Consider the following 11896-nt stretch of genomic DNA (forward strand, 5'->3'; position numbering starts at 1 on the left):
CGCAACCGGGGTCGACGGCCGCCGAATCGGGCGACGAGTCGAGAGGCGGCGGACCGAGCGGCGGTGACGACTCCGCGGCGCGGTCGCTGCTCTCGGACCCGCGACTCACCGTCGCGAAGCGGGACCTGGCGTCGCTCAGCCGCGAGAAGACGATCGTCCTCGCGCTGCTGATCCAGCTGTTCGTCGCCGCGTTCTCGTCGTTCCTCGTCGTCGGGCTCACCTCGCTGTACAGTCCCGGCTCCGTCTCGGCCGGCGAGGTCGTCCTCGGCGTCGCCGGCGAGCACGAGGACGCGCTGGTCCGCGCGGCCGAGGACCAGGAAGGGGTCCGCACGATCGTCTATCCGAACGCCGAGGCCGCCCGCGAGGCCTACCACGACGGGAACGTCCACGCGACGCTGCTGGCCGGGGATTCGGGGAACCGGATCGACGTGGAGGTGATCGCGCCCCAGGAGAGCATCGAGACGACGCTGATCGTCGACCAGGTGCGCACACTGCTGGAGTCGGTCGAGCGCACCGAGCGGATCGCCCGCGCGGACTCGCTGGACCGCTCGCCGGTGCCGCTGCCCGACGACGTGGACGCAAGCCCCTACTTCGGGTTCACCTACACGGTGCTGGTCCCGCTGTTGCTCTTCCTCCCCCCGTTCATCAGCGGTTCCGTCGCCGTCGACGCGCTGACCGAGGAGATCGAGCGCGGCACGCTCGATCTCCTGCGGGTCGCGCCGCTGTCGCTGGTCGACATCGTCGACGGGAAGGCGCTGGCGATGGTCCTCATCGCGCCCGCCCAGGCCGCGCTGTGGATCGGCCTGCTCGGGTTCAACGGCATCGCCGTCTCGAACGTCCCGGGGATCCTGCTCGTCGTGACCGCGCTGACGACGCTGGTCGTTACGCTCGGACTCTCGCTGGGCGTCCTGACCGCAAAGCGCCGACAGGCGCAGTTGCTGTACTCGGTGCTTGTGATCTTCGGGTTCGGCCTGCTGACCTTCGTGCCGGAACACCCGGCGACGACCGTCGCGAAACTCGCCGTCGACAGCCCGACCACGACGACGACGTTGCACGTCGCCGCCTACGCCGTCGCCGCGGTCGCCCTGTTCGTCGGCGCCCGGCGGCTCGTCGCCCGGACCGACCCCGAGGGGCTCTGAGTCGCTGAAGTGGCCGATTCCCGGTCACAGCCCGAGAGCCGGCGACAGCACCCGGGGAACCCACCTTTTTGCGCCGCGCGACCCTCGCGAGCGTATGGAGTACACCACACTGGGATCGACCGGCGTCGAGGTCAGCCGCATCTGCCTCGGGTGCATGAGCTTCGGCTCGTCGGACTGGCGCGAGTGGGTCCTGGACGAGGAGGAGGGGATCGAACTCGTCGAGCGAGCCCGCGACCTGGGGATCAACTTCTTCGACACCGCGAACATGTACTCGCGGGGCGAGTCCGAACGCGTCCTCGGGACGGCGCTGGAGGGCCACCGCGAGGAGAGCGTCGTCGCGACGAAGGGGTTCTTCCAGATGGACGACGACGACCCGAACTCGGGGGGCCTCTCGCGGAAGGCCATCGAGCAGGAACTGGACAACTCACTCGAACGGCTGGGCATGGACACCGTCGATCTGTACCAGATCCACCGCTGGGACTACGACACGCCCATCGAGGAGACCCTGCGGGCGCTCGACGACGCCGTCCGCCGGGAGAAGGTCCGGTACGTCGGCGCCTCGTCGATGTGGACCCGGCAGTTCGCGGACGCGCTGCACACGAGCGAGCGACTGGGCCTCGAACGGTTTCAGACGATGCAGAACCACTACAACCTCCTCTACCGCGAGGAGGAGCGGGAGATGCTACCCTACTGCCAGCAGGAGAACGTCGGGGTCATCCCCTGGAGTCCCCTGGCGCGTGGCTACCTCACCCGTCCGCACGAGGAGTACGACGCGACGACCCGCGGCGAGACCGACGACTACGCCCGGGAACACCCCTACTTCGAGGGCGGCGGCCGCGAGATCAACGAACGGGTCGAGGAACTGGCCGACGAGTACGGCGCGACGATGGCCCAGATCGGGCTGGCGTGGCTGCTCGACAAGAAGTGGGTCGATGCCCCCATCGTCGGCACGACGAGCGTCGAACACCTCGAACAGGCCGTCGAGGCGCTGGACATCTCGCTGTCGGACTCAGACACCGAGTACCTCGAAGAGCCGTACGAGCCGGTCCAAGTGTCGGGCCACGAGTGAGAACCGCGGCCCGGCCGTCCGGACGAGTTGGGACCCGGACCGGTCGGCCGGGGCGACCCGCGTCCGCGTGCGGTGGCGATACCACTAAACCGCGCCCGGCCCACGACTGAGGCGATGACAGATCCCCGCGACGACGGCGACGGGGCCGACCCGTCCACAGAAGGCGTCGCTGCCGACGCGGAGTCGGCCGGCGACCCGGCGGCCGGCGCCGATCGGTCGCCGTCGGACGACCCCCAAAGCCCCGCCGAGGAACCTGCGGCCGACGGGACGGACCGGCCGGTCGCGGAGTCGGTCGAGACGCCGGGCGAACCGCGGACGCTCGACCCGAAGGTCCGGGTCGAGTGGATCGTCGGCCCGCTCGTCGGCGCGCTCCTGACGGCGGCCGTCGCCGGGTTCATCACCTGGGCGGTCGTCTTCGAGTACTTCCCCGTCGACCGGACGACGAGCGCGGTCGCCGTCGGTGCAGGGTTGTTCCTCCTGTTCGCGGTGTACGGCGCCGTCCGCGCCGTCTTCCTCTATCGGTCGTGGCGCTACGTCGTCCGCGAGGAGTCGCTGTATCTCACCCGCGGCGTCCTCACCAAAGTCCAGACCGTGGTGCCCTACGTCCGGGTCCAGCACATCGACACGCGCCGCTCGGCGTTCGAGCGGGTGCTCGGCCTCTCGACGCTGGTCGTCTACACCGCCGGCTCCCGCGGCGCCGACGTGACGGTCCCCGGACTCACGCCCGACACGGCCGAGGACCTCCAGTCCCGGCTCGAACGGCTCGCGATCGCCTCCGAGGACGAAGACGCGGTGTAGCCAATGAGCGACGACTCCACGGGGGACGACCCGGCGTCGAACCCCGACGACCAACCGACCGACGACTCGCAAGCTGACGTTACGGACCGCGAGACGGTCAGCGAGGCGGCCGCCGAGGAGGCCGAGAGCGCCGGTCCCTCGGCGGCGACGCCCCGCATCGAGGGGCCGCAGAAACTGAACGTGCTGACGGTCCCCTACCAGATCGCCCAGCAGGGGATCAGCATCGTCATCGCCATCTTCGTCTTCGGCGGGGGCGGCGCCTCGGCGCTGTTCGGCTCGGGACGGAGCCTGCTAGCGATCGGCGCGATCGTCGCCGTCGTCCTCGGGATCGCGGCGTTCGTCGGCTACTTCGTCGCCCGCTACCGCCGCTTCGAGTACGAACTCACCGCCGATACCTTCGACATCCGCTCGGGTGTGCTCTCGCGGCGCAAGCGGGAGATCCCGCTGCGGCGCATCCAGAACGTCGACATCAGTCAGAACGTCGTCCAGCGCGTCCTCGGGATCGCCGAGGTCGGCCTTGAGACAGCCGGCGGCGGTGGGACGGAAGCGCAACTGCAGTACGTCGGCGTCGACGACGCCGAGCGGCTCCAGTCGGAGATCAGCCGGCTGAGCCGCGCCGCGAAGGCCGAGGACGGCGAGACGACCGCGACCGACGAGGAGCGCTTCGAGACGGTGTTCTCGATCACCGAGCGCGAGCTCGGGATCCTCGCGCTGATCTCCGTCGACCTCCGGATCGCCTCGTTCCTCTTTTTCGGCGCGTCGATCTTCGCGCCGTCGGCGGTCTCGATGGCCGAACCGGACAACTGGTGGGAGTACGGGGTCGGACTGGACAGCCTCGTCGGCGCGTTCCTGGGGCCGCTGGCCGCGCTGGGGGCTATCGCTCTGCTCGCGCTCGTCTCGGGGGTGCTCAACGCCGCCCGCTACTACGGGTTCCGCCTGGACCGCGGCGAGGAGGAACTGCGCTACGAGCGGGGACTGCTCCAGAAGTTCCGCGGGACGATCCCCCTCTCGAAGGTCCAGACGCTGACGCTGGAGGAGAACGTCCTCGCGCGGGCGCTGGGGTACGCCGCGCTGACCATCGAGACGGCGGGGTACACGCCGACGAGCGGCGAGTCGAACGGCTCCCAGTCGGCGATCCCGGTCGCCGAGCGCGACCGCGTCGTCTCGCTGGCCCGCTCGCTGGAGGCGTTCGACGACTCGGCGCTCGAACGGCCGCCGAAACGGGCGCGCCTGCGCTACGGCTTCCGCTACGCGATCGGCCTGGCAATCATCGTCGCCCTGCTGTACGCCGGGTCCGTGCTCACCGAGTTCCAGCTGTACTGGTACGTCCCGCTCGTCGCCGCGCCGCTCGTGCCCGTCGCCGCCCACTACAAGTGGAAGAATCGCGGCTACGCGCTCGGCGACGAGCACGTGATCACGCGCAACGGCTTCTGGGTCCGCCGGCAGAAAGTGGTCCCCTACCACCGCGTCCAGACGGTCTTCAGCTCCCAGACGATCTTCCAGCGGCGGCGCGACCTCGCGACGGTCACCGTCGACACCGCCGGGTCCCAGAGCCTCACCGGCCAGGACGCGAAGGCCGTCGACATCGACGCGGAGCGGGCCGAGGAGATCCGCGAGGAAGTCTCCGACGAACTCTACGGGGCGCTCGCACGCCGCCGGCGCGGGGATCACGGGCGCGGTCCCGACCCCGGCTCCGACAGTCGTTCCGGCGAACTGGACCCGGGCGGGACGCCGGCGGACGACTGACCCCCGTTCGGCCAAAGGGTTTCGGAGGTGGGCGTTCCACGGTACCGCATGGCACACGCAGGGCCAGGCGAGTTCGACCACGGCGTCGACCGCGCGGTCGTGACCGGTGCGCTCGGCGGCGTCGGGGCGTGGATCGTCGACAGACTGGCAGACGACGGCGTCGAAGTCGTCGGCGTCGACCTGGAGCGCCCCGAGGGCGACAGGCCCAACGCGCAGTTCCGCGCGGTCGATCTGACCGACATGGGCGAGACATGGGAGACGGTCCACGAGGTCGACCCGGACGCGGTCGTCCACGCGGCGGCCATCTCCGGTCCGCTGGACGACCCCGGGACGCGCGTCTTCGAGAACAACACGACGAGCACGTACAACACGCTCGTCGCGGCCGGGCGGGCCGACGCCGAGGTGGTCTGGACCTCCTCGCAGGCAGCTTACGGGATGCTGTTCGCCGAGGAGCCGTGGCTGCCCGACTCGCTGCCGATAACGGAGGGCCACGAGCGACGCCCGGAGGACCCCTACGGCGCCTCGAAGTACTGCGGCGAGGTGGTCGCCGGGACGGTCGCCCGGCGCTACGACGTGCCGGTCACGACGATCAGGCCGGCGAGCGTCTACGGGCCCGAGGCCGAGCGCGCCCGCCCGCAGCGCGAGGGGTTCGACCTGGAGGAGGGCGAACTGAGCGGGAACCTCTGGTCGTACGTCGACGTGCGGGACGTGGCCCGGATGGTCGAGGCGGCGTTGGCGGCCGACGAGCGGGGCCACGAGGTCTACCACTGCGTCGCCGACGAGAACTACCTCGGCCAGCCCACCGCCGAGATCATCGAGGCCGTCGCGGGCGAACTCCCCGAGGAGTGCGACCTGGAGGGCCAGCAGGCCGCCCTCTCGAACGCGAAGGCGAAAGCGCGACTCGGCTGGGAGCCGGCCTACTCCTGGCGTGAGGCCGACGAGTCGCCGTCTCCCGGGATCGACTGGCGCTGAAGACGGAGATACGCGGTCGGCGTCCCGCGGTCGATGTCCCCGGTCGGCCGCCGTCGGCGTCACGCAGTCGGCGTTCGACGGTCCGCCTCCGGGTCTCGTCGGCGATAGCGCCGACAGAACCACTAAGGGGGCGGCCGCGAGAGGTACGTCAGACGCAGGGACCGCCCGGCGGGCGCGCCGTCGAGCGGCCGGAGGACACCACTATGGGCGCAATCGAGACGGACGGACTGACGAAGCGATACGGGGACGTGACGGCGCTGGAGGGGCTGTCGCTGTCGGTCCCCGAGGGCGAACTGTTCGGCCTGCTCGGCCCCAACGGCTCGGGCAAGACGACGACCATCGAGATACTCACGGGACAGCTCGACCCCACCGGGGGGACCGCGAGCGTGCTGGGCCACGACCCCGTCGACGACCCGCTGGCCGTCCGCGAGGCGGTCGGGATTCTCCCCGAGCGCGAGGATCCGCCGAGTTTCCTCACGCCGCGGGAGTACCTCCAGTTCGTCGGCGACGTGCGCGACCTGTCGGCCGTCGACGACCGCATCGCCGAGTGGGCCGACCGGCTGGGCTTCGCCGACACGCTCGACACCATCTCGACGGACCTCTCGGAGGGCGAGCGCCAGCGCGTGATGCTCGCCCAGACGTTCATCCACGAGCCCGACCTCGTGTTCATCGACGAGCCCCTGGTCAACCTCGACCCGATCATGCAGGCCGAGGTCAAAGACCACATGCGCGACTACTGCGAGCGGGGCAACACCCTCTTTCTCTCGACGCACTTCCTCGAAGTCGCCGAGGAGCTGTGTACCTCCGTCGGCATCGTCCGCGACGGCGAACTCGTCGCCGAGCGCGACCCCCGCGACCTCGACAACGGGGAGCAACTGCTCGACTACTTCCGTCGAGAGGTCGAATCCGGCGCGGACGAGAAACGGGCCGACCGCGGCGCAACCGCCGGACCGGCGGCGACTTCGGCCGGGGGGGCCTCCGGCGAGTCCGAGCCATGAGCGGCGCGGATTCTCCGACAGCGGACCCGGGGGCGACGGACTCATCGGCGCCGAACCGCCGCGGCGGGCTGTCGACCCGCCTGCTCGTGCGGATGATCCGCGAGGAGTGGCGCCTCCAGGCCGAGCTGTTCGGCGACCGGTTCGCCGCGTTCCCGTTCGTGATCGCCGTCTTCGGCGGCCTCGGGGTCTGGTTGCTGACGGTGGCGGGCACCTCCATCGACGCTGTCGCGGCGGGGCTACACGGCCTGGTCTTCTTCTTCGGGCTCCAGACCGGCACCATCGGCCTCGTCGGGCGTGACGCGCTGCGGGACGTGCTGGGCGACGTGACCCTCCTCGTGTTCTCGGCGCGGACGCTCCCGGTCACCTGGCGGCGGCTACTCGCGGTCTTCGTGGTCAAGGACCTGCTGTACTACTCGGCGCTGTTCCTCGCGCCGCTGTCGGTCGGCTACGCGGCCGTCGCGCTCTCGGCGGGCGAGCCGGCCGCCCGCGTCGCGTTGCTGTGGCTGACGACGACCGGCGCGTTCGGGCTCGGCGTCGGGACTAGTCTGACGCTCACCGGCGTCGGAACCCGGAGTAGAGCGGCAGTGCTCGCGCTCGTCCTCGCGGTCGCCGCCGGCATATTTACCGGCCGACTCGACGCCGTCGCGCTGTCCCCCTACGGCTTCTACCTGGATCCGTCGTTCCGGTCGGCGGTCACCGGGTTCGGCCCCGCCCTCGCGCTGGCGGTCGCCGGGCCGCTGGCGTTCGAGCCGGTCGAGAGCGGCGGCGCGCGGTCTGCGCCCGAGCGGTACGAGCGGGTCCGGTCGGCCATCCGCGACCGCGACGGGGTCGCCACGCGGACGCTGCTGGAGGTCGTCCGCTCGTCGGGGTCGGTCTGGAAAGTCCTCTTCTCGATGGGCGTGCTGTTCGGCGTCACGGTCCTGCTCGTCCGGGAGGTCGCACGGGCGACGACGCTCGCGCCGTCCTACGGCATCGCAGTCGGGACCCTGCTCGGACTGGGCGCGTTCACGACTTACAGCTGGGTCACGCAGTTCGACTCCGCCGAGGAGTACCTGCGCCTGCCGCTCTCGCTGTCGGCCGCGTTCGCCGGCAAGCGGACCGCGTTCCTCGTCCTCTCGGTGCCCGCCGGGCTGGTCTACCTCCTCGGGTCGCTGGCCTGGCTCTCCCCGGTCCAGGTCGCGGTCGGCGCGGTCGTCTTCCCGCTCGTCGCGGTCTACGTTTTCGGCGTGACGGCCTACGTCACGGGCTTTTCGCCGAACGAGCTACTCTTCGACACGCCGCTGTTCGTCGCCTTCGGCGCGGCGCTGGCGGCGGTCGCCGTCCCGCTGGTCGTCGCCGCGCTCGCCTACACCGAGGCGCCGACCGTCGCCGTCGGGGTCTCCGTGGGTGTCTCGGGCGTCGCCGCCGCCGTCGGCGTCGGACTCTCGCGGCGCGCCGGGCCGCGCTGGGGCCGGAAACTGCGGTGAGGCGGCCGTGACCGACCGCTGACCGCCGATCGTCGCGCGGTGTCGGCCCCCGACCGGCCCCCTTTTGCCGCGACGGTCCCAACCGCCGGCCGAGCTACCGAATGTCCACCACGTCCGACTCCGAGACTTTCGACGACGTACGCGGCGTCGTCCTCGACCTCGACGGGACGGTCTACCGCGGCGAGGGGGCCGTCCCCGGCGCGGCCGAGGCGGTCGCCGCGCTCCGGGAGCGCGGTATCTCGGTCTGCTTCTGCTCGAACAACCCGACGAAGACGCCCGCGGAGTACGTCGACCGCCTCGCTGGGATGGGGATCGACGCCGACGAGTCGGAGATCCTCCCCGCGTCGACGGTCACGCGGGACTACCTCCGCGACCACCACCCGGAGGAACCGACCTACCTCCTCGGGTCGGACTCGCTCGCAGCGTACCTCCGTGAGTCGGGTCAGCACCTCGTCGACGACCCGCGGGCGGCCTCGGTGTTCGTCGCCTCGTGGGACGAGCGGTTCGGCTACGGCGATATGCGCGACGCGCTCGCCGCCATCGACGACGACACCGCCTTCCTCGGGACCGACCCCGACCGGACGATCCCCGCCGAAGACGGGTTCGTCCCCGGGTCGGGGGCGATCATCGGCGCCGTCGCCCGCACGGTGGGACGGGAACCGGACCGGGTGCTCGGCAAACCCTCGCCCGAAACCGCCGAGGACGCGCTCGCACGCCTGGGCGTGCCCGCCGAGCACTGCCTGGTCGTCGGCGACCGCCTCGACACGGACCTCCGGATGGGCGCCGACCACGGGATGGCCACGGCCCTGGTGCTCACCGGCGTCTCGACCCGGGGCGACGCCGCGGAGGGCGCGGTCGACCCCGACGCCGTCCTCGACTCGCTGGCCGACCTGCCCGCCGTGCTCGATTGACCGAGAGAACCGCTCTCGTCCCCGGACCGACGGCGCTCGGGTCCGGATCCCGACAGGTCGAGATACGCTTATGCTGTCGGGAGACTAACCACTACGTGGACTCCGAGGGGGTTCACAACCATGGCGAAGCTACTGCTCATCACCGGCGACTTCGGGGAGGACTACGAGGTAATGGTACCGTTCCAGGCGCTGCAGGCGGTCGGCCACGAGGTCGACGCCGTCTGCCCGGACAGGGAGGCGGGCGAGACGGTCAAGACCGCGGTCCACGACTTCCGCGGCGACCAGACCTACCTGGAGGAGCGCGGTCACGACTTCGAGCTGACGGCGACCCTGTCGGAGGTCGACCCCGCCGACTACGACGGGCTCGTCCTCCCGGGCGGCCGCGCGCCGGAGTACATCCGCAACTACGACGCCGTCATCGACGCCGTCGAGCACTTCTTCGCGGAAGACAAGCCGGTCGCGGCCATCTGCCACGCGATGCAGATCCTCGTCGCCGCGGACGCCGTCGAGGGACGGACCTGTACAGCCTACCCGGCACTTGAGGCCGACGTGCGCGCCGCGGGTGGCGAGTGGGCCGAAGGTGTCGTCACCGACGGCAACCTCGTCACCGCGCAGGCCTGGCCCGACCACCCCGAGTGGATCGCCGCGTTCCTCGACGTGCTCGGCACCGATATCCAGCACGGCCAGCCCGTCACCGCGGACTGACCGCGGCCCCGTCACCCACCGTTTCTTCGACCGCTACGCCTCCGCCAGCCGGAACTCCGCCACACTTCCGCCAGCCGGAACTCCGTCACGCATCCGTCAGTCGGAACACCGCGCCGCTGTCGCCGGACACCTGTCCCTGCGCCGTCGTACAGACGAACAGTTCGCCGTCGGGGTTGCGCCCGAACGAGAGGACCATCGGGCCGAATTGTTCGTCCGCGTCGACGGAGACTGTCGTCGTCGGCCACAGCTCCTCGTCGGTCTCGCGGGCGGCGTACAGTTGCCCGCCCGCCCGCCAGTCAGCGAACAGGTAGTGGCCCTGGAGGTCGGGCATCGCGTCGCCGTCGTAGCGGTACCCGCCGATGACGGCGATACCGCTCACGTCAGCACCGCCGTGGGGGTACTCGATCACCGGATCGCGCAGGGGTCGGCCGCGCGGGCTCTCCGACGGACAGTCGTCGGCCCGGAAGCAGTGGGTCCCCTCTTTGACGTTCCAGCCGTAGTTGCCGCCGCGTTCGACGACCGACACCTCCTCCCAGGCGCTCTGACCCACGTCGCCGACGAACAGACGGCCGTCCGGGCCGAAGGAGAACCGCCAGGGGTTCCGGAACCCCCAGGCGTAGTGCTCGTCGAGCCCCTCGCTCCCCACGAGCGGGTTGTCGTCGGGGACCGCGTAGTTCCGGGCCGGGCCGTCGGAGTCCGCGCCGCCCCCACCGTCGCCCGTCGGCGTCCCCGCCGTCGATCCCTCGCCGTCCACGTCGATCCGCAGCATGCTCCCGAGGAGGTTCTCGGTGATGTCCTGCCCGTTGCCGCCGTCGACGGCGTCGTACCAGTCGTCGACGTGGCCGGCGCCCTGGTCGTTGCCTCCGCCGCCGTCGCCCGTTGCGACGTAGAGGTAGCCGTCCGGGCCGAACGCGACGGCGCCGGCGTTGTGGTTCCACTGGGGTTCGGCGATCTCCATGACGACCCGCTCGGAGTCGGGGTCGGCGGTCGCCGCGCCGGGGTCGGCGCGGAACTCCGAGAGGACGAACGTGTGCGAGTAGTCGTCGGGCACCCATTCGCGGGCCGGTGCGCTGTACCGGACGAACAACCGCCCGTTGTCCGAAAAGTCGGGGTGGAAGGCGACGCCGAGCAGCCCCTGTTCGGTGTAGCCGCTCACGTCGACCATCCGGTCGGACACGTCCAGGAACGGCTCCTCGCGGAGGGTCCCGTCCTCCTGCAGGTAGACCTGCCCGCTCTGGTCGACGACGAAGCGTCGCCCCGGCTCGGGGATGGCGAGCGCCAGCGGCGAGGTGAACCCCGAGGCGACGCGCTCGGCCCGGACAGTCAGGTCCCCGAAGTCTGATGTCCCGGTCGAGTCGTCGCCGTCCGTCTCCGATCCGCCGGGGTCCGTCGAGCCGTCCGTGTCGCCGGTGGTGTCGTCGTCCGGGTCTTCGGTCGCTGTATCGTCGGGGCTCGACGCTTCGTCTCCCGGACCGCCGCCGTTCGAGTCGCTCCCGCACCCGGCGAGCCCGCCGGTCAGCGCCAGCCCGCTCACCGCGAGTGCGCGTCGCCGTGTCAGTCTGTCGTCGTCGGCCATGGGCCGAATTTGTCCCCCAGTGATAGGTATCTTGGGTTCGGATGGAGAGGTGGAGAACGGGCAGCAGACCGACGGAGCGATAAACGAGCAACTGGTTTGAAAATGTGAATCTCGAACCTTTTTTACGGTCAAACGGACATGGTACGCGTATGGTTGACAGGCAAGACCTCCGCGAACAGTTCACCGAGGCGTTCGAGGGCGCGGACTACCCGATCTCCAGCCCGATGGACCTGGTGCCGGCGTTGCCGAACGGCCCGGGCACGAAGTTCGAGTCCGGCGACTTCTCCATGACAGCGATGGAGCTCAACACGAAGCTCGGGAGCGGCAACTTCCCGTACGACAACGTCGACGCGTTCGTCGACGACATCATGGAGCAGCTCGACGAGCAGGACCTTCTCTATAGTAGTCGTTAGAAATAATTGCTCACTGTTGGAAGCGAGAGTTGGTCGAGAGCAGTATCGATCGCGGTGGTCAGTTGCTCAAGCGAGTCGAAGAACCGGTTGCTGAGAGCGTTTT

The 11896-nt window shown here is 70.4% G+C and carries 11 protein-coding genes and 1 pseudogene; 10 read left to right on the top strand and 2 right to left on the bottom strand.

The features are described 5' to 3' along the window. Positions 1-86: 86 nt before the first annotated feature. From ACMGFI_RS20535 to ACMGFI_RS20575, 9 genes are all read left to right on the top strand, one after another. Complete coding sequence (locus ACMGFI_RS20535) at positions 87-1139, top strand: ABC transporter permease (protein ID WP_436912191.1); 1053 nt, start codon at positions 87-89, stop codon at positions 1137-1139. Positions 1140-1233: 94 nt separating this feature from the next. Further along, complete coding sequence (locus tag ACMGFI_RS20540) at positions 1234-2208, top strand: aldo/keto reductase (protein ID WP_436912175.1); 975 nt, start codon at positions 1234-1236, stop codon at positions 2206-2208. 114 nt (positions 2209-2322) lie between these two features. Further along, positions 2323-3006: a PH domain-containing protein gene (locus ACMGFI_RS20545; RefSeq protein WP_436912178.1), complete on the top strand. Its 684-nt coding sequence runs from the start codon at positions 2323-2325 to the stop codon at positions 3004-3006. A gap of 3 nt (positions 3007-3009) precedes the next feature. Continuing rightward, a complete protein-coding gene (locus ACMGFI_RS20550; RefSeq protein ID WP_436912179.1) occupies positions 3010-4752 on the top strand; it encodes a PH domain-containing protein in 1743 nt (580 codons plus the stop codon). Positions 4753-4800: 48 nt separating this feature from the next. Continuing rightward, positions 4801-5724: an NAD-dependent epimerase/dehydratase family protein gene (locus ACMGFI_RS20555; protein WP_436912180.1), complete on the top strand. Its 924-nt coding sequence runs from the start codon at positions 4801-4803 to the stop codon at positions 5722-5724. A gap of 203 nt (positions 5725-5927) precedes the next feature. After that, on the top strand, positions 5928-6722 hold the full coding sequence (locus ACMGFI_RS20560; RefSeq protein ID WP_436912181.1) for an ABC transporter ATP-binding protein: 795 nt from the start codon (positions 5928-5930) through the stop codon (positions 6720-6722). Beyond that, on the top strand, positions 6719-8188 hold the full coding sequence (locus ACMGFI_RS20565; protein WP_436912183.1) for a hypothetical protein: 1470 nt from the start codon (positions 6719-6721) through the stop codon (positions 8186-8188). The genes ACMGFI_RS20560 and ACMGFI_RS20565 overlap by 4 nt, the downstream gene beginning before the upstream one ends. Before the next feature lie 101 nt (positions 8189-8289). Beyond that, the gene (locus tag ACMGFI_RS20570) at positions 8290-9099 is read left to right on the top strand and encodes an HAD-IIA family hydrolase (RefSeq protein WP_436912184.1); all 810 of its coding nucleotides are present in this window, start codon (positions 8290-8292) and stop codon (positions 9097-9099) included. Between the two features lie 120 nt (positions 9100-9219). Beyond that, complete coding sequence (locus ACMGFI_RS20575) at positions 9220-9804, top strand: DJ-1/PfpI family protein (protein ID WP_436912185.1); 585 nt, start codon at positions 9220-9222, stop codon at positions 9802-9804. Between the two features lie 85 nt (positions 9805-9889). Here ACMGFI_RS20575 and ACMGFI_RS20580 read toward each other — a convergent pair whose 3' ends face one another. Then, positions 9890-11380, bottom strand: a complete 1491-nt coding sequence (locus ACMGFI_RS20580) for a PQQ-dependent sugar dehydrogenase (protein ID WP_436912186.1) — start codon at positions 11378-11380, stop codon at positions 9890-9892. 149 nt (positions 11381-11529) lie between these two features. On the opposite strand from ACMGFI_RS20580, the gene ACMGFI_RS20585 reads away from it, so the two are divergent. Next, a complete protein-coding gene (locus ACMGFI_RS20585; protein ID WP_436912188.1) occupies positions 11530-11793 on the top strand; it encodes an MTH865 family protein in 264 nt (87 codons plus the stop codon). On the opposite strand, the pseudogene ACMGFI_RS20590 reads toward ACMGFI_RS20585, so the two are convergent. Beyond that, positions 11790-11896 (bottom strand): annotated as a pseudogene (locus ACMGFI_RS20590) (IS630 family transposase); the annotation flags it as partial. The gene ACMGFI_RS20585 and the pseudogene ACMGFI_RS20590 sit on opposite strands and share 4 nt — an antisense overlap.

The organism is Halosimplex marinum (genome assembly GCF_051414075.1).
GTDB classification, from domain to species: domain Archaea; phylum Halobacteriota; class Halobacteria; order Halobacteriales; family Haloarculaceae; genus Halosimplex; species Halosimplex marinum.

Coding starts and splice junctions, on each gene's coding strand:
- ACMGFI_RS20540 (WP_436912175.1), top strand. CDS start 1,234: ATGGAGTACACCACACTGGGATCGACCGGCGTCGAGGTCAGCCGCATC.
- ACMGFI_RS20545 (WP_436912178.1), top strand. CDS start 2,323: ATGACAGATCCCCGCGACGACGGCGACGGGGCCGACCCGTCCACAGAA.
- ACMGFI_RS20550 (WP_436912179.1), top strand. CDS start 3,010: ATGAGCGACGACTCCACGGGGGACGACCCGGCGTCGAACCCCGACGAC.
- ACMGFI_RS20555 (WP_436912180.1), top strand. CDS start 4,801: ATGGCACACGCAGGGCCAGGCGAGTTCGACCACGGCGTCGACCGCGCG.
- ACMGFI_RS20560 (WP_436912181.1), top strand. CDS start 5,928: ATGGGCGCAATCGAGACGGACGGACTGACGAAGCGATACGGGGACGTG.
- ACMGFI_RS20565 (WP_436912183.1), top strand. CDS start 6,719: ATGAGCGGCGCGGATTCTCCGACAGCGGACCCGGGGGCGACGGACTCA.
- ACMGFI_RS20570 (WP_436912184.1), top strand. CDS start 8,290: ATGTCCACCACGTCCGACTCCGAGACTTTCGACGACGTACGCGGCGTC.
- ACMGFI_RS20575 (WP_436912185.1), top strand. CDS start 9,220: ATGGCGAAGCTACTGCTCATCACCGGCGACTTCGGGGAGGACTACGAG.
- ACMGFI_RS20580 (WP_436912186.1), bottom strand. CDS start 11,380: ATGGCCGACGACGACAGACTGACACGGCGACGCGCACTCGCGGTGAGC.
- ACMGFI_RS20585 (WP_436912188.1), top strand. CDS start 11,530: ATGGTTGACAGGCAAGACCTCCGCGAACAGTTCACCGAGGCGTTCGAG.